Raw genomic sequence first — 15,619 nt, 5'->3', positions numbered from 1 at the left:
GTGGTCTGCTAGAATTCTGGCCATGCAGAATCTTGTCATTGCCCCTTCCATTCTCGCCGCCGATTTCGCCTGCCTGGGCGAGGAGGTTGATCGTGTCCTGGCGGCGGGTGCCGACTGGGTGCACTTCGATGTCATGGACAACCACTATGTGCCCAACCTCAGTTTCGGGCCGGTGGTCTGCCAGGCCCTGCGCCGGCACGGTGTCAGCGCGCCGATTGATGTCCACCTGATGGTGCGGCCGGTCGACCAGATCATTCCGGATTTCGCCGCCGCCGGGGCGAGTCTGATCAGTTTTCATCCCGAGGCGAGTGACCACGTCGATCGCAGCCTGCAGCTGATCCGCGATCAGGGCTGCCAGACAGGGCTTGTGTTCAACCCGGCGACGCCGCTGGACTGCCTGCGCTATGTCATGGACAAGGTCGACCTCATCCTGCTGATGTCGGTCAACCCCGGCTTCGGCGGCCAGCAGTTCCTGCCCGGCACCCTCGATAAGCTGCGCGAGGCCCGCGCGCTGATCGACGCCCAGCCGCGCCCGGTTCGTCTGGAGGTGGATGGCGGCGTCGGCCCGGACAACATCGATGCGGTGGTGGCGGCCGGCGCGGATACGGTGGTCGCCGGCTCGGCGATCTTCGGCAGGCCCGACTATGCCGCGGTGATCGCCGAGATGCGTGAGCGGGCGGCCCGGGCCGAATCGTGAACCTGTTCTTCCCCGACGCTGTCCTGTTCGATCTTGACGGCACGCTGGTGGACAGCGCGCCCGACCTGACCACGGCGGTCAATCGATGTCTCGCCGATCTCGGCCGCCCGGCAATCGACGAGGACCGGGTCCGCAACTGGATCGGTAACGGGGCCCGGTGGCTGGTCGCCCGTGCGCTCGCCGGCCGGCGCGGGATCGCCGCCGAACCTCCACAGACCGAGGCCGCCCTGGCGCGTTTTTTCGTCCACTATCGCGATTGCCTGCACGAGCGCAGCGTCCTCTATGCCGGCGTTGCGGACGGCCTTGCTCGGCTGGCCGTACTGGATCTCCCGCTCGCGGTGGTGACCAACAAACCCGGCGCCTTCACGCAGCCGCTGCTCGAGGCGCTGGGCATCGCCGGGCGCTTCGCCACCCTGGTCAGTGGCGATACGCTCGGGGTCAAGAAACCCGATCCGGCACCGCTGGTCCACGCCGCGGAGGCCCTGCGGGTCGATATCCAGCGGTGTCTGTATGTGGGGGACTCCGCCGCCGACCGTGATGCGGCCCATGCCGCCGGTGCCCTGCTGGTGCGGGTGCCCTACGGGTATCCGGGCGACGATGCAGTTTTCGCGGAGCATCCGGCAGACTTGACTCTGACCGTTCCGGCCCTGGCCGACCGCCTGGCAGCGCTGTCACAGTCCAACCGGATGGCGCCATGAACCAAGACACCATCACCCAGTATGCCCGTGAGGGTTTCAACCGGATCCCCCTCGTCCGCGAGCTGCTCGCTGATCTGGATACGCCGCTCTCTACCTACCTGAAGCTGGCGGCCGCGGCCGGCAGCTATCTGTTCGAGTCTGTGCAGGGCGGCGAGAAGTGGGGCCGTTATTCCATCATCGGATTGCCCTGCCGGCGTCAGTACCGCATCCACGGTCATCGGATCGAGACATGGCTGGATGGCGAACAGATGGCGGAAGCGGTGGTCGATGATCCGCTGGCCTGGGTCGAGGCGCGTCATGAGGCGGTGAGCGCGGCGCCACCCGAGGATATGCCCGGCCTGCCGCGCTTCCTGGGCGGTCTGGTGGGCTATTTCGGTTACGACACGATCCGCTATATCGAGCCACGCCTCGCCGACTGCCCCAACCCCGACACGCTGGGCGTTCCGGATATCCTGCTGATGGAGTCGGAAGAGGTCCTGGTGTTCGACAATCTGGCGGGCCGGCTGTATCTGGTGGTCAATGTCGATCCGTCCGAAGCAGGGGTGCTGGCGCGTGGCGAGGCGCGCCTTGCGGCACTGGCCGAGCGGCTGCGGGGCGAGGCGCTGGCCTACGCCAGGCCTACGCCGCCACGAGTCGTGGCTGAGGAGGATTTCGACTCGTCCATTGAACGCGATGAATACGAGGCCATGGTCGAGCGGATCCGGCAGTACATCGTCGATGGCGACTGTATGCAGGTGGTGCCGTCGCGACGCATGAGCGCGGACTACCATGGCCGGCCACTGGATCTGTATCGCGCGCTTCGCTGCACCAATCCGTCGCCGTACCTGTTCTTCCTGGATTTCGGTGATTTTCAGGTGGTGGGCTCCTCGCCGGAGATCCTGGCGCGGCTTGAGGATGGTGAGGCCACGGTCCGACCCATCGCGGGGACGCGGCGCCGTGGCAAGAGTGCCGAGGAGGATCGCGCCCTGGAGGCCGATCTGCTTGCCGACCCCAAGGAGCGTGCCGAGCACCTGATGCTCATCGACCTGGGGCGCAATGACATCGGCCGGGTCAGTGAGCTGGGTTCCGTGCGGGTCACCGATCGCATGACCATCGAGCGCTACAGCCACGTGATGCACATCGTCTCCAACGTGACCGGCCGGTTGCGCGCCGGGCTCGGGCCCATGGATCTGCTGCGCGCCACGCATCCCGCCGGCACGTTGAGCGGGGCACCGAAAATCCGTGCCATGGAGATCATTGACGAGGTCGAACCCGTCAAACGCGGCGTCTATGGCGGCGCGGTGGGTTATCTCTCCTGGTCGGGCAATATGGACACCGCCATCGCCATCCGAACGGCGGTCATCAAGGACGGCCGGGTGCATGTCCAGGCCGGTGGGGGTGTCGTGCACGACTCCGATCCCGCCGCGGAATGGGAGGAGACCGTGAACAAGGGCCGCGCGCTGTTCCGTGCGGTGGCCATGGCCGAAGCCGGCCTCGACCAGAGTTGATCAGGGGGGTGCCATGCTGCTGATGATCGATAACTACGACTCGTTCACCTACAACCTGGTGCAGTATCTGGGCGAGCTGGGCGCCGACGTGGCGGTTTATCGCAACGATGCGATCACTGTCGATGAGATTGAGCGCCTGCGGCCGGAGCGCATCGTGCTCTCCCCGGGGCCCTGCACCCCGAACGAGGCGGGCGTGTCGCTGGAGGTGGTCCGACGCCTTGCCGGTCGTCTGCCGATCCTCGGTGTCTGCCTGGGTCACCAGGCGATTGGCCAGGCGTTCGGCGCCGACGTCATTCATGCCGGTACCGTGATGCATGGCAAGACCTCATGGGTGCATCACCTCGACCGGGGTGTGTTCCAGGGACTGCCCGAGCCGCTCGAGGCGACGCGCTATCACTCGCTGGTGCTGGATGCCGGCACGCTGCCGGAATGCCTGGAGATCACCGCCTGGACCGAGCTGGACGACGGCGGCATGGAGGAGATCATGGGGATCCGCCACCGCGAGCTCGATATCGAGGGGGTGCAGTTCCATCCGGAGTCGATCCTCACCCGCACGGGGCATGATCTGTTGCGCAATTTCCTGGCCCGGCCGGCGGCCGCGGCCTGACAGGGGAGGAGATTCAGAATGGAAATCCAGGCAGCCATACGCCGGGTCATGGACGGGGGCGATCTCGGCGAGGCCGAGATGACCGCGGTCATGAGGCGGATCATGACCGGCGAGGCGACACCGGCGCAGATTGGCGGGTTCCTCATCGGACTTGCCATGAAAGGCGAAACCGTCACCGAAATCGCCGCGGCCGCCGGCGTCATGCGTGAGCTTGCCGTCCATGTCACGGTGGATCATGCGCATCTCGTGGACACCTGCGGCACCGGTGGTGATGCCCGGGGCACCTTTAATATCTCCACGGCGACGGCCTTCGTGGTGGCCGCCGCCGGCGGACGGGTGGCCAAGCATGGCAATCGCTCGGTCTCCAGCTCATCCGGCAGTGCCGATCTGCTGCAGACGGCCGGGGCCAGTCTCGACCTCGACGCCGAGGCGGTGGCCGAGTGCATCGAGGCGGTCGGTGTCGGCTTCATCTTCGCGCCGCAGCACCACCTGGCCATGCGCCATGCCATCGGACCGCGCAAGGAGATGGGGGTGCGGACGGTGTTCAACCTGCTGGGGCCGCTGACCAATCCGGCGGGTGCGCCGAACCAGTTGCTCGGGGTGTATGACGCGCGCTGGGTCCGTCCCATCGCTGATGTCCTGCGGATGCTCGGCAGCGAGCGGGTCATGGTGGTCCACTCCGAGGACGGCCTGGACGAGATCAGCATCGCCGCGCCGACCCGCGTGGCCGAACTGCGTGATGGCGAGGTACGGGAATACCGTGTTCGACCGGAGGACTTCGGCCTGGCGTCGGCGTCTCTGGAGCCGCTGCGCGTGGACTCCGCGGAGCGCAGCCTTGAGATCATCAAGGCCATCTTCGACGGCCTGCCCGGGCCGGCTGCCGACCTGGTGGCGCTCAATGCCGGCGCGGCGATCCATGTCGCCGGGCTTGAGGATCACCTTGGGGATGCCGTCAAGCGGGCTGGCGAACTGCTGGCCAGCGGCGCTGTCCGTGAACGCTTTGATCAATTCGTCGCCACGAGTCGTGGTCTGGGAGACTCGGCATGAGCGGTGGTCACGATACGCCGGATATCCTTCGTCGCATTCTGGCCCGAAAGGCCGGGGTCGTGGCCGAGCGCAGCGAACAGGTGACGCTGCAGGCCCTCGCCACCCGTGTCGAGGAAGCTCCGGCGCCGCGCGGCTTTCGGGCGGCCCTGGAGGCACGGATCGCTCGAGGGGAGGCCGGCGTCATCGCCGAGATCAAGAAGGCCTCGCCGAGCAAGGGCGTGCTGCGCGATCCCTTCGACCCGCCGGCCATCGCCCGCAGCTATGAGCGTGGCGGTGCCAGCTGCCTGTCAGTACTCACTGAGGCGGATTTCTTCCTCGGCGCCGACGAGCATCTGCAGCAGGCGCGGGCGGCCTGTGGCTGCCCGGTGGTCCGCAAGGACTTCATCTTCGATCCCTACCAGGTCTACGAGGCCCGGGTGCTGGGCGCCGACTGCATCCTGCTCATCGTGGCGGCGCTCGGTGACACGCAGCTGCGTGAACTCCATGCGCTTGGCGAGTCGCTTGGCATGGACGTACTTGTCGAGGTGCATGACGAGCTCGAACTCGATCGCGCCCTCGCCCTCGAGGCGGACCTGGTCGGGATCAACAACCGCGATCTGCGGACCTTCGAGACCGATATCGAGACCACGGTCCGTCTCGCGGATCGGGTGCCCTCATCGGTGCGGCTTGTCACCGAGAGCGGTATCCATACCGCTGAAGCGGTGGCCACCATGCGCGCCGGTGGCGTACATGCCTTCCTCGTGGGTGAGGCGTTCATGCGCGCCGACTCCCCCGGTGACAAGCTCGCCGAGCTGTTTGGCTGATCAGCGCGCCTCGTGGACGACGATGGTCCGGCCGCGGGCCGAGATCAGCCGGTCGGCCTCCATGTCGCGCAGTACCCGGCCAACCATTTCCCGGGAGCAGCCCACCAGCCGGCCCAGTTCGATGCGGGTGATCCGGAGCTGCATGCCATCGGGGTGCGTGATGGCATCGGGCTGTGTGGCGAGCTCGCGCAGCGTGGCCTCAACACGCCCGCGAACATCTTCGAACGCCAGATCGCGAAATCGCCGGCTGGTGTCACGCAGGCGTCGCGTCATCTGCTCGACCACCGGATGCAGGATGTAGGGGTGGTCCGCCTGCAGCCGCGCGAACCGCTCGTAGCTGACCTCGGCGAGCTCACAGGTGGTTCGGGTTCGAATCCAGGCGCTGCGCGTCGGCGCATCACCGAACAGTCCCATCTCGCCGATGAAATCCCCGGGGTTGAGATAGGCGAGAATCAGCTCGCGGCCGTTCTCGTCCTCCTCCACGACGCTCACGGAGCCGCGGAGAATGAGATAGAGACGATCGCCGTACGTGCCCTGATGGACGACCGTTGAGCGGGCACGGTAGCGGCTGCGCCGGCAGTGACGCAGCAGTTCGATGATGGCCGGGCGCTGAAAGAATCGAACGCTCTCGGGTGACATGTGACCTCCCTGTCGCCTGAAGATGGTTTTTCGGTCGTGCGGAGGCCGGAAGTTATACTGAGGCGTTGAGAAAATGCATGACCCATATGGAGGGGTCTGGAAATGGGGGTGACGCGGTGAAAGCGCATATACGCTGGCTGGATGGGATGGCCTTTGAGGCCGAATCGGGGAGTGGTCACCGACTAACGGTGGATGGGCCACCGGATATCGGCGGACGTGATCTAGGGCCGCGGCCCATGGAATTGTTTCTACAAGGCTTGGGGAGCTGCTCGGCGGTGGATGTCGTGCATATCCTCCAGCGTGGCCGGCATCCTGTCGCCGGCTGCGAGGTCGATGTCGAGGCTGAGCGCGCGGAAACCCCGCCGAAGGTGTTCACCGCGATTCATCTGCATTTCCGGGTCCGGGGAGAGTGGCTGAAGGCCGCCGCCGTCGCGCGCGCCGTGCAGCTCTCCGCCGAGAAATACTGCTCGGCTTCCCTCATGCTCGCCAAGGCCTGCGCGGTGACGCACAGTCACGAGGTGGTGGAGGATTGAACGGTCATGTCTCGCATTTTCCGTTAAGTGCATATAATAATTAACGCTTAAGCATGGCCCGGATAAGGGGGCAGGGGCAGTGAGCAGTCGTCAGGACGCGATTGATAAAAGCCGAAAAACGAAAGGGAAATCGGCCGCGACACCACCGGCGGGACTGGATGTCGGCGGGCGCCTGCGTGAGATCCGCAAAGCCCGCGGGCTCTCCCAGCGTGAGCTGGCGCGGCGCTCCGGCGTCACAAACGGGACGATCTCGCTGATCGAAAAAAACCAATCCAGCCCCTCGGTGGCGTCGCTCAAGCGCGTACTCGATGGCGTGCCCCTGTCGCTGACCGACTTCTTCGATGTCGGGGAGGACCCGGAGCGCAAGGTCTTCTTCCGGTCCGATGAGCTGGTTCCGGTAACCGAGGGGCCGCTTGATTTCCGGCGGGTCGGTCGCCGTAGCGAGTCCACGCTGCAGATGATGGTCGAGCGCTACCTCCCCGGCGCGGATACCGGCCGGGTCATGTATCGCCATGAAGGCGAGGAGGCCGGCGTTGTCATCTCGGGGCATGTCGAGATCACCGTGGGAGAAGAGCGCCGGGTGCTCGGGCCCTGGGAGTCCTATGCCTTCAGCAGTCGAAGCCCGCATCGGTTCCGCAATCTCGAAGATGAAGAGTGTGTGGTGATCAGCGCCTGCACTCCGCCTTCCTTTTAATTTTTTCGCCTCTTCTGTTTGAGATGCTTGACACCCTGAAATCGTGGGTGGTATCTAATATTTTCAACGAATGATGGATTCCCTCCACGGACGGTTGAGGAGCGCCAGGGGCCACTAAGGATGCAAGTGGCGTCGCCCTGCCATAACAACACAGCGTCGGGGAGGAGAGCCGCGTCGGGCGCCAGGATCGAGGGGAGCAGTCCAGCTCCTCCAGCCAGGGCCGGCGGTGAACGCAAATGCCACAGGATATCCGCGAGTGGGCCCTCAAGTTCAGCGAGGCGTCTGATAACAACCCCACCATCGCCGCCATGGCGAAGTATTTCACCTGCCGCTACCTGTTCGATATGGAGCAGGCAGGCGTCATCGTCGAAATGCTCGATGGCAAGGTCTATCGCATGAACATCGACCCGGGGCCACTTGATCCCTGGGATTTTGCGCTCCGGGCCTCGGCGGCCACCTGGCGGGAGTTCGCCCGCCCCATCCCGAAACCGATGTACCACGGCATCTGGTCCTGCAGCTTCCAGCGTGATCTGCGCATTGAGGGCGATCAGCTCAAGCTGATGCAGAACCTGCGCAATTTCACCGTCCAGTTCGAGCTTCTTCGCAAGGTCGGTGTGCCGGTCTGATCCGGCGACAGTCGCCTGCGGCTCAAGCATTACCTTCCAACGGGATAACGGGAGATCCCCATGGCCAAGCATTCTCCGGTTGTCGGACGCTACGTGACCATCGAGGTGGACGGCTCCGAGTACAAGGTCTTCTATCTGCGCAATGGCACTGGCATCCCGCTGGTCTGCCAGCACACGGCCGGTTGCCATAACCATCAGTGGCGGGACCTGCTAGAAGATGCCGAGATAACCCAGAACTACGACGTGATCGCCTATGACCTGGCGCGGCATGGCAAGTCGGATCCGCCGCACAACTGGGAATGGTGGAACGCTGAATACCGGCTCACCGCCGACCACTTCATGAAATTCATCGTCGCATTCTGCGATGCGCTGGAGCTGCGCAACCCGATCTTCATGGGATCGTCGTTCGGCGGCAACGTGGCGCTGCAGCTGGCACTGCACTATCCCGATCGCTTCCGTGCGGTCATTCCCGTGGAGGCCGCGGATCACGCCCCGGGCTTCTACCTGGACTGGTGGCGTCATCCCCATGCCAATGCCGCGCAGGTGTGCGCCAGCGGCACCTGGGATCTCATGGCCCCGCAGAGTCCCGATATGGATCGCTGGCTGACCTGGCACTACTACACCCAGGGCTCGGAGGTGTTCCGCGGCGATCTGCATTTCTATTCGGTAGACCACGACATGCGCGATTCGCTCAAGGATATCGACACGAGTCGTTGCCCGGTGGTGATGATGACCGGGACATATGACTATCTGACACCGCCTGAGGCGAGCGAAAAGACGGCCAGCCAGATTCCCGGCGGTGTGTATATCGAAATGGAGGACATTGGCCACTTCCCCATGTCCGAAAACCACGCGCTGTTCCGGGTTTACCTGAAGGAAGCCCTGAATCAGATCATGGCGCGCACCTGACGCCGGGCGGGAACTCGACATGAAGATCATCCAGTACGACGCCAACGGCAAGCAGATCGAGACCGACAGCAAGTCATTGCTCTCGCCCACTTCCTCCAGCAGCAGTCTTGCGCCGGCGCCACGCCGGGAATCCGTGCGACCCAAGGTGGCATCGAGTGATGGAGTGGAGCTGTATATGTTCCAGACCGGCACGCTGCGCACCAAGCGAAAGCTGATCGCAATGAACCAGGGCGAGGAGGACTTCGAGATCCCCGTGCCCTGGTATCTGCTCAAGCATCCCATGGGTAACGTCGTGATCGATGGTGGCAATGCCATTGAGGTCGCCGTCGACAAGCGCGCCCACTGGGGCGCGGTGGTTGATGCCTACGACCCGATCATGGATCTGAGTGACGACTGCGTTGAGCAGTGTCGTTCGGTCGGGGTTGAGCCCGAGGACGTCCGCTATGTCCTCCAGTCGCATCTGCATCTGGATCACACCGGCGCCATCGGGCGGTTTCCAAGGGCTCAGCATATTGTCCAGCGCGTCGAGTACGACTACGCATTCAACCCGCACTGGTTCTCTGAGCCAGCCTATATCCGGGCGGACTTCGACCGTCCGGGGCTGAAGTGGAAGTTCCTCGGCGGCGAGACCACCGACTTTTTCGATCTGTTTGGCGATGATGTGCTCAAGACGATCTTCACCCCCGGCCACTCGCCGGGTCATCAGTCGTTTCTGGTCACTCTGCCGAACACCGGCCCGATCCTGCTCGCGATCGATGCCGCCTATACCGTGGATCACTGGAACAACAAAGCATTGCCGGGACTCGTCGTGTCCTCGGCCGATGCGGCCGACTCGGTGGCAAAGCTCCACCGGGTTGCCGAGAAGACCGGGGCGATGGTCGTAACCGGCCACGACCCCGTGCAGTGGGAAGACTGGCGAAAAGCGCCGTCTTCTTTCTACACCTGACCCGGCGGGCAACCCCCGGTTTTCAGGTCTCATGAGGAGGAGTCGAGAGATGAAGATCATTCAAGCAGCGTCCGCTGCACTGCTTGCCGGCATGGTGTCGTTTGGCACAGCCCAGGCTGAAGGACTCGACGAGCTGGATCCGTCCGTCGTTGAGCGTCTTTACAACCCGGATATGCTCGATCCATCGCAGCCGATCGGCGCCAGCGCGTATCGGGACTTCGTTGCCGAGAACCCGCCCCCGTGGACCATTGGCTATGCGAGCTCCTATGCGGGTAACACATGGCGGGCGGCTGCCATGCGAGAGCTCCAGGAAGAGATCATTCCGCGCTGGCAGGAGCTGGGGCTGATTGACGAGGTCATCGTCACGCAGTCGAACCTGAACGATTCGACGCAGATCCAGCAGATGCGCCAGCTCGTCGACCAGGGCGTCGACGCCATCTTCGTGTGCTGCTCCAACCCCACCGCGCTCAATCAGTCGGTGAAGTACGCCTATGACAACGGCGTGCCCACCTTCTCCTTTACCGGCTACCTGACTTCGCCCTACTCGGTGAACTCGTCGGTGAACTATCAGTTGGCCGGCTTCGAGATCGGTCAGTGGATGGCTGATGAGCTCGATGGCGAGGGCCGTGTGCTGGTGGTCGAGGGCATTCCCGGCACCTCCGGTTCCGATAGCCAGGACCGTGGCGTGAAGGCCGGTCTGGCGAAAGCGGATGGTATCGAGGTAGTGGGCAGTATCGCCGGTATGTGGACCGACCAGGTCGCTCAGGCAGAGGTGCAGAAGTGGCTCGCCACGAACCCCGGTGGTGTGGATGGGATCACGGTGCAGTCGGCCGCGGAACTCGGCGTGCTGCGGGCCCTGCAGCAGTCCGGCCGCGAGGATGTGCCGACTTCCATCGGTGGCGAGCTCGGTGCCTTGTGCTACTGGCGCAAGAATCCGGACTACATTTCGACCACCTATCAGGTGTGGCCGCCCCAGGACGAGATCCGGCTCATCTGGCACATCATGATGCGCACGCTCCAGGGCCAGGGGCCGAAGATCCAGTCGGTGCTCGTCGATCCGGTGGAATTCACCTACGAGGATCTCGTCGAGGTCATGGATGAGGACTGCAACGTCCAGAGTGCCGAGTGGCTGGCCGTCGGACCGGACCGGTGGGGGCTTGATCCGGCCTACATCGATCAGTTCTTCCTGCGTCCTGCCGATCCGACGCAGTACGACCCGGCGTCGCATCCGGTCTCGGACTGAACCAAAGGGGTATTGAAGGTCCCGGGGGGTGCTACCCCTCGGGATCTCTGGAAACCGAGATGCAGAGTCCTGCTGACAATCCGAAGCCTGCCGTCAGGCGCGAGACGATCTCACTACAGAACGTGCGCAAGCACTTCGGCCCGACCCGGGCGCTGGATGGAGTGAGTTTCTCGGCGCGTGCCGGTGAGATCCATGCGGTGGTGGGCGGCAATGGCTGCGGCAAGTCGACGCTTGCCAAGGTGGTTTCCGGCATTCTGCCCGTGGATGCCGGATCGGTGTCGGTGCTCGGCGAGACGCCGGCGACCCCCGCGGAGAGCCGCGCGCTCGGGATTTCGACGGTCTACCAGGAGGTGCTGGTCGCCGATGAGAGTTCGGTGGTGGACAACATCTTCATGGGGGCCGACCGGCTCTTCACCAAGAGGCTGAACCTGCGTGACAAGACGCGTCGTGCCGCCGCGCTGATGCGGGATCTGTCCGGCGAGACGGTTGACCCCCATGCGTTGGCCGGAACACTGCCGTTGAGCCTCAAGCAGTGGATCACCATTGCCCGCGGGCTGCTCAGTGAGCCGCGCATCCTGATCCTGGATGAAAGCTCGGCGGCGCTCGACTTCGACAGTACCGAGCGCCTGTTCACCAAGATGCGCGAGCTACGCGATCGCGGCACGACGATCCTCATCGTCACGCACCGCATCGCCGAGCTGGTGCGCATCGCCGACCGGGCGACGGTCATGCGTGACGGGCGCGATGTCGGCGTCCTCGAGCGCGAGGCGATCACCGAGAAAAACCTGCTGGCCCTCATGACTGGCGAGGATCAGGGCACCGGCGAATCCCATGACGAGGCGCCGATGCCCGAGGTCGAGGAGCTGGCGCTGCAGGCCCGCGGTCTGCAGCTATGGCCGGGGGCACGCCGCTTCGATCTGGAGGTGCGCCGGGGCGAGGTGATCGGCATCGTCGGACTTGATGGCCAGGGCCAGGATGACTTCGTGCGCGCACTCTCCGGGGTGCAGCCGCCGCTGGCCGGGGAGATTCTCGCCTACGACCGCGAAGGGGTCGCGCAGCCGATCCGGCGCCTGGCCGACGCCGTCGGCAGCCGGGTGGTCTATGTCTCCGGCGATCGCAAGCGCGAAGGGATCTTCGATCGCCTGTCCATCATGGAGAACCTGGTCATGCCGCTCTACCGCGAGAAGCGGCGCGGCGGCGTGCTGGGTTTTGTGGACTGGGCGGGGCTGCGCACCATCTTCGATCGCGAGGCTGACAACCTGCTGATCAAGTTCGGTCAGCACAGCGATCGCATCACCTCGCTGTCCGGCGGCAACCAGCAAAAGGTGCTCATCGGCCGCGGCTTTGCCATGCGCCCGGACCTGATCGTGCTCAACGATCCCGCCCGTGGCATTGATGTCGGGGCCAAGACCGAGCTCTATCGGCAGCTCCGGGCCTTCGCCGAGTCTGGCAAGTCGGTGATCTACCTCTCCTCGGAGATCGAGGAGTTCGTAGGGTTCGCCACCCGCATTATCGTGTTCCGCGACGGCGCGCCGTTCGACGCCTTCGACGGGCGCGGCTTCGAGCCGAAAACCATCCTGGAATCGATGTTCGGTCAGACCGACGGCGGCGGTCTGGCCAGTCGTCATGGACTCTCGCCGCTGCATGCCCGCGTCGAGGCGGAGGCGCCGCGGGAAGCGCCGCGTTCGGCGGCGACCGGCCATGTCGAGTACGACGACGAATCGCTTGCCGTACCGCCGATCCGGGTGGTGGAGACGCCGGACGACATCATTCGTCGCGCCGAGCAGGGCACCGTACGGGTCGTCGATTTCTCGCGACGCCCCATGACACCGGAGGCTGAAGGCTGATGGCCACGGTCACGGAGCGCAACCTGCCCGAGGCAGTGGAGACCAGCGGCGGCGGGCGTTCCAACCCCTTCATGATCGTCCCGATCTCGCTGTTTTTCCTGCTGCTCATCATCGCGGTGCTGCGATCACCGTCGCTGGTCACGCCAAGCGGCATCGGCAGTGCGATCATCGTCGCGACGCCGCTGATTCTTGCGACCTATGCCCTGATGGCCTCGGTGATTACGGGACGGGGCACGGTGGATCTTTCCATCGGCCCGCTGATCGGGTTCATCAACGTCACCGTGATCGTCGCGCATGGCGCCGGTTTTCTGACCAATCCGTTCAGCCTGTTCCTGTTTGCTTTCGCGCTGGGCATGGCCTATCACCTGCTGTTCGCGCTGATCGTGGTGTTCGTGCGGGTCCAGCCGATCATCGTCGCGCTGAGCGGCTACCTTGCGCTCTCCGGCATCAACCTGGTCATCCTGCCGCGTCCGGGCGGTGTCGCCCCGGAGTGGATGTCCACTTGGGGCGCGGGAACCACGATTTTCTCGCCGGTGCTGGTGATTCTCGTGCTGGCTACGCTGGCGTGGCTGGCCTTCACCCGCTCGGCCTTCTACACCCATCTCCGCCTGATGGGCTCAGACGAGCGGGCGGCCTACACCTCGGGTGTCAGCATCGCGCTGGTGCGCATCGGCGGCCACCTGATCTCGGGCCTGTTCGCGGCGCTGGCGGCGATCACCTTCACGGCACTGATTTCCTCCGGCGATCCCACCCAGGGTACGACTTATACGCTGATCGCGGTGACGGCCCTCGTGCTTGGCGGCGCCTCGCTGGCGGGCGGTCGGGCGGGCGTTTTCGGCTCGGCACTGGGCGCCATCAATCTCTATCTGATTACCTATGTGCTGGCCACCTTCAGCTTCGGCATGGTCCAGAGCTTCGTCACCGATCTGGCCTACGGGGCGATCCTGGTGGGCTCGCTGCTGGTCACGCTGCTCCTGCCGGTGCTGCAGCGCTATATCCGGCGCTTCTCGCCGTTGCTCTACTTCGTGGTGCTTGGCGTTGTCGTCTTCGGCGTGATCATGCATGCCACTTTCGATTATGCCGGGGCGCCGGCCGACGCGGTCGTCGCCACCGATGAGTCCGCATCGCAGCCCGCGATGATGCAGCTCGAGCGCCCGCCGGCCGGCGAGGTGCTGACCGGACCGCTGGAGGTGGCGGATGGCGGCGAAGCGGCGGCCACGCTGCGGGAATTCGCGCGTCCGCTCATCCATGGCGTCCTGTTGCTGGCCGCAGTGGCGCTGCTGCTGCGGGTGACGATCACCACTGCCGGACAGCGACGTGACTGGAACGTGGTGGTCCTGGCCATCGCAGCCGCCCTCATGCTGCTGGTCGCCTATGTCATCAGCGATGTGGGCGGCGATTCCGATCCGCCCACCCAAGAACAGGAGACGTCGCGATGACCCCGTCGTCCGAAGCGGCATCGACCGAGCTGAGCCTGGCCGGGCGTATTCTGGGCCTGTGTGTCGGCGGCCTGCTGACGCTGCTGGGTGTGATCTACGGCCTCGTTCAGGGGACCGACATCCAGCTCGTCATCCTCTATGCCATTGCCACCCTGGCGCTCTTCTACTGGGGGTGGCGTTTCATCCTCACCCAGTTCCGCTTCGAGCGCCGCCCCTCGGCGGAGGGGCCAGGGCCCTTCCGGCTCGTGTGGTTGCGCTTTCGCGCGAGCCTGATCGGGCTCGCGATCATTCTGCTTGGCTTCCTCATCCTGGCGGCCGCCATCGAGGGGTTCTGGAACGTCTGGAACATCCTCTCGCTGCTCATCCTGCTGGCGATCATCGTCATTACCCGAACCATCGGCCCGTTCTTCGAGAAGAACCGCTCGGCATTCATCGGTCTGATGGTGCTGCTGGGGCTCTTCCTGGTGGGGGCCATGCAGATCGACGGCTTCGCCTCGCTATGGAACGTCAAGTCGATGCTGTTGTTCGCCTCGTTCCTGGGTATCGCGGCCGTGGGGCAGACCCTCGTGGCGATGCTCGGCGGCCTTGATCTCTCGATTCCTTTCATCATCGGCTCTGCCAATGTCGGCATGCTGTATCTCATCGGTCTGGGTGTGCCGCCGTGGCTGGCCATGTGCCTGGTCCTGCTGACCGGGGCAATCCTGGGTCTGATCAACGGGCTGCTCAGCTACCGGCTGCAGGGACAGGCGCTCATTCTCACGCTCGGGACGGGTTTCGCCATCTCGGGCGCCGTGCAGATCCTTACCTCCATCGGCAGTGCCTACAGCGGCAACGTTATGGGGGTGGTGCCGATGTGGCTGTCGAACCTCGCGGCCATGAACGGCAAGACCTTCGGGATCCCGATTCCGCCGGTCATCGTGATCTGGGCGCTGATCGCCCTGGTGCTCGTGATCGGCATGCGTCACACCGTCTACGGTCGCAATCTCTACGCGCTCGGTGTCAATCGTGTCTCGGCATCCCGGGTGATGATCTCCGAGCTAAAGTACTGGGTGCTGGCCTACACCATCTCGGGTTTCTTCTCCGCGCTGACCGGTGCCCTGCTGCTCGGCTGGTCGGGCGGGGGGTTCATCGGCGTGGGCGATCAGTATCTGTTCCTGACACTGGCGGCCGTGGTGGTCGGTGGTACCTCGCTGCTGGGGGGGCAGGGCGGCTATGGCTTTACCGTCATCGGTGTCTTCGTCCTCCAGGTGCTGGCGTCGTTCCTGATCGGTATCGGCCTCAATTTCGAGTGGCAGCAGTTCATCTTCGGCCTGCTGATTCTCCCGATGGTCGCCCTCTACGCACGCTCCCCCCACATACGAACGCAAATCTAGGGCTGCGCATGAACAACAACTGGAGGCATGA

16 protein-coding genes are annotated in these 15,619 nt (G+C 64.6%); 15 read left to right on the top strand and 1 reads right to left on the bottom strand.

The genetic code is table 11. The annotated features are described in order from the left end of the window. Positions 1-22: 22 nt before the first annotated feature. The 6 genes from rpe to trpC are packed head-to-tail and all read left to right on the top strand — an operon-like array spanning position 23 to position 5,339. Positions 23-697 (top strand): ribulose-phosphate 3-epimerase, encoded by a 675-nt coding sequence (gene rpe, locus V6X30_RS06815; RefSeq protein ID WP_367983868.1) that lies wholly within the window; start codon positions 23-25, stop codon positions 695-697. After that, the gene (gene gph, locus V6X30_RS06810) at positions 694-1,395 is read left to right on the top strand and encodes a phosphoglycolate phosphatase (RefSeq protein ID WP_367983867.1); all 702 of its coding nucleotides are present in this window, start codon (positions 694-696) and stop codon (positions 1,393-1,395) included. The genes rpe and gph overlap by 4 nt, the downstream gene beginning before the upstream one ends. Then, positions 1,392-2,882 (top strand): anthranilate synthase component I, encoded by a 1,491-nt coding sequence (trpE, locus tag V6X30_RS06805; RefSeq protein WP_367983866.1) that lies wholly within the window; start codon positions 1,392-1,394, stop codon positions 2,880-2,882. Before gph ends, trpE begins: the two co-directional genes overlap by 4 nt. 13 nt (positions 2,883-2,895) lie before the next feature. After that, positions 2,896-3,489: an anthranilate synthase component II gene (locus tag V6X30_RS06800; RefSeq protein WP_367983865.1), complete on the top strand. Its 594-nt coding sequence runs from the start codon at positions 2,896-2,898 to the stop codon at positions 3,487-3,489. A gap of 18 nt (positions 3,490-3,507) precedes the next feature. After that, complete coding sequence (gene trpD, locus V6X30_RS06795) at positions 3,508-4,536, top strand: anthranilate phosphoribosyltransferase (RefSeq protein WP_367983864.1); 1,029 nt, start codon at positions 3,508-3,510, stop codon at positions 4,534-4,536. Continuing rightward, a complete protein-coding gene (trpC, locus tag V6X30_RS06790; protein WP_367983863.1) occupies positions 4,533-5,339 on the top strand; it encodes an indole-3-glycerol phosphate synthase TrpC in 807 nt (268 codons plus the stop codon). The genes trpD and trpC overlap by 4 nt, the downstream gene beginning before the upstream one ends. On the opposite strand, the gene crp is transcribed toward trpC, so the two are convergent. Continuing rightward, positions 5,340-5,978, bottom strand: coding sequence for a cAMP-activated global transcriptional regulator CRP (crp, locus tag V6X30_RS06785; RefSeq protein ID WP_367983862.1), 639 nt, complete (start codon positions 5,976-5,978; stop codon positions 5,340-5,342). Positions 5,979-6,094: 116 nt separating this feature from the next. Between crp and V6X30_RS06780 the strand changes: the two genes are divergently transcribed. The 9 genes from V6X30_RS06780 (at position 6,095) to V6X30_RS06740 (ending at position 15,588) form a co-directional block, all read left to right on the top strand. Then, positions 6,095-6,511: an OsmC family protein gene (locus tag V6X30_RS06780; RefSeq protein ID WP_367983861.1), complete on the top strand. Its 417-nt coding sequence runs from the start codon at positions 6,095-6,097 to the stop codon at positions 6,509-6,511. A gap of 79 nt (positions 6,512-6,590) precedes the next feature. Next, complete coding sequence (locus tag V6X30_RS06775; protein WP_367983860.1) at positions 6,591-7,205, top strand: cupin domain-containing protein; 615 nt, start codon at positions 6,591-6,593, stop codon at positions 7,203-7,205. A 236-nt stretch (positions 7,206-7,441) separates the two neighbouring features. Further along, entirely contained in the window at positions 7,442-7,831 is a 390-nt protein-coding gene (locus V6X30_RS06770; RefSeq protein ID WP_367983859.1) for a hypothetical protein, read from the top strand. Positions 7,832-7,891: 60 nt separating this feature from the next. Beyond that, on the top strand, positions 7,892-8,740 hold the full coding sequence (locus tag V6X30_RS06765; RefSeq protein WP_367983858.1) for an alpha/beta fold hydrolase: 849 nt from the start codon (positions 7,892-7,894) through the stop codon (positions 8,738-8,740). A 19-nt stretch (positions 8,741-8,759) separates the two neighbouring features. Then, on the top strand, positions 8,760-9,686 hold the full coding sequence (gene attM / locus V6X30_RS06760; RefSeq protein ID WP_367983857.1) for an AttM family quorum-quenching N-acyl homoserine lactonase: 927 nt from the start codon (positions 8,760-8,762) through the stop codon (positions 9,684-9,686). 49 nt (positions 9,687-9,735) lie between these two features. After that, positions 9,736-10,929: an ABC transporter substrate-binding protein gene (locus tag V6X30_RS06755; RefSeq protein WP_367983856.1), complete on the top strand. Its 1,194-nt coding sequence runs from the start codon at positions 9,736-9,738 to the stop codon at positions 10,927-10,929. Between the two features lie 59 nt (positions 10,930-10,988). Then, complete coding sequence (locus V6X30_RS06750) at positions 10,989-12,776, top strand: sugar ABC transporter ATP-binding protein (RefSeq protein ID WP_367983855.1); 1,788 nt, start codon at positions 10,989-10,991, stop codon at positions 12,774-12,776. Then, the gene (locus V6X30_RS06745; RefSeq protein WP_367983854.1) at positions 12,776-14,215 is read left to right on the top strand and encodes an ABC transporter permease; all 1,440 of its coding nucleotides are present in this window, start codon (positions 12,776-12,778) and stop codon (positions 14,213-14,215) included. Before V6X30_RS06750 ends, V6X30_RS06745 begins: the two co-directional genes overlap by 1 nt. Then, the gene (locus tag V6X30_RS06740) at positions 14,212-15,588 is read left to right on the top strand and encodes an ABC transporter permease (protein ID WP_367983853.1); all 1,377 of its coding nucleotides are present in this window, start codon (positions 14,212-14,214) and stop codon (positions 15,586-15,588) included. The genes V6X30_RS06745 and V6X30_RS06740 overlap by 4 nt, the downstream gene beginning before the upstream one ends. The last annotated feature ends 31 nt before the right edge of the window (positions 15,589-15,619 follow it).

Source organism: Spiribacter sp. 1M189 (assembly GCF_040838345.1).
In the GTDB taxonomy this organism is placed as follows: domain Bacteria; phylum Pseudomonadota; class Gammaproteobacteria; order Nitrococcales; family Nitrococcaceae; genus Spiribacter; species Spiribacter insolitus.
This window is presented reverse-complemented; position numbering and strand designations above follow the sequence as displayed.

Bases quoted from the DNA above. Each gene is read 5' to 3' on its own strand.
- V6X30_RS06750 (WP_367983855.1), top strand. From the start codon at position 10,989: ATGCAGAGTCCTGCTGACAATCCGAAGCCTGCCGTCAGGCGCGAGACG.
- trpC (WP_367983863.1), top strand. From the start codon at position 4,533: ATGAGCGGTGGTCACGATACGCCGGATATCCTTCGTCGCATTCTGGCC.
- trpD (WP_367983864.1), top strand. From the start codon at position 3,508: ATGGAAATCCAGGCAGCCATACGCCGGGTCATGGACGGGGGCGATCTC.
- V6X30_RS06800 (WP_367983865.1), top strand. From the start codon at position 2,896: ATGCTGCTGATGATCGATAACTACGACTCGTTCACCTACAACCTGGTG.
- V6X30_RS06740 (WP_367983853.1), top strand. From the start codon at position 14,212: ATGACCCCGTCGTCCGAAGCGGCATCGACCGAGCTGAGCCTGGCCGGG.
- V6X30_RS06770 (WP_367983859.1), top strand. From the start codon at position 7,442: ATGCCACAGGATATCCGCGAGTGGGCCCTCAAGTTCAGCGAGGCGTCT.
- V6X30_RS06765 (WP_367983858.1), top strand. From the start codon at position 7,892: ATGGCCAAGCATTCTCCGGTTGTCGGACGCTACGTGACCATCGAGGTG.
- rpe (WP_367983868.1), top strand. From the start codon at position 23: ATGCAGAATCTTGTCATTGCCCCTTCCATTCTCGCCGCCGATTTCGCC.
- crp (WP_367983862.1), bottom strand. From the start codon at position 5,978: ATGTCACCCGAGAGCGTTCGATTCTTTCAGCGCCCGGCCATCATCGAA.
- V6X30_RS06745 (WP_367983854.1), top strand. From the start codon at position 12,776: ATGGCCACGGTCACGGAGCGCAACCTGCCCGAGGCAGTGGAGACCAGC.
- attM (WP_367983857.1), top strand. From the start codon at position 8,760: ATGAAGATCATCCAGTACGACGCCAACGGCAAGCAGATCGAGACCGAC.
- trpE (WP_367983866.1), top strand. From the start codon at position 1,392: ATGAACCAAGACACCATCACCCAGTATGCCCGTGAGGGTTTCAACCGG.
- V6X30_RS06755 (WP_367983856.1), top strand. From the start codon at position 9,736: ATGAAGATCATTCAAGCAGCGTCCGCTGCACTGCTTGCCGGCATGGTG.